The organism is Pseudomonas sp. 6D_7.1_Bac1 (assembly GCF_025465945.1).
In the GTDB taxonomy this organism is placed as follows: Bacteria; Pseudomonadota; Gammaproteobacteria; order Pseudomonadales; family Pseudomonadaceae; genus Aquipseudomonas.
In genome coordinates, this window is sequence record NZ_JANLNW010000054.1 from 1 (window position 1) to 261 (window position 261).

Annotated in this window: 2 tRNA genes; both read left to right on the forward strand. The window is 53.3% G+C overall.

The features are described 5' to 3' along the window. Positions 1-60 precede the first annotated feature (60 nt). A tRNA-Ile gene (locus NTD87_RS15055) sits at positions 61-137 on the forward strand. A 30-nt stretch (positions 138-167) separates the two neighbouring features. Next, positions 168-243: transfer RNA gene (locus NTD87_RS15060), tRNA-Ala, on the forward strand. Positions 244-261 lie beyond the last annotated feature (18 nt).

Below are 261 nucleotides of genomic sequence, written 5' to 3' on the forward strand. Positions count from 1 at the left end.
AAGCTCCCACACGAATTGCTTGATTCATTGAAGAAGACGATTTAGAAGCAGCCCGAAATTGGGTCTGTAGCTCAGTTGGTTAGAGCGCACCCCTGATAAGGGTGAGGTCGGCAGTTCGAATCTGCCCAGACCCACCAATTTTGTGTGGGAAACACCTGTAGAGATACGGGGCCATAGCTCAGCTGGGAGAGCGCCTGCCTTGCACGCAGGAGGTCAACGGTTCGATCCCGTTTGGCTCCACCACTACTGCTTCTGTTGTTG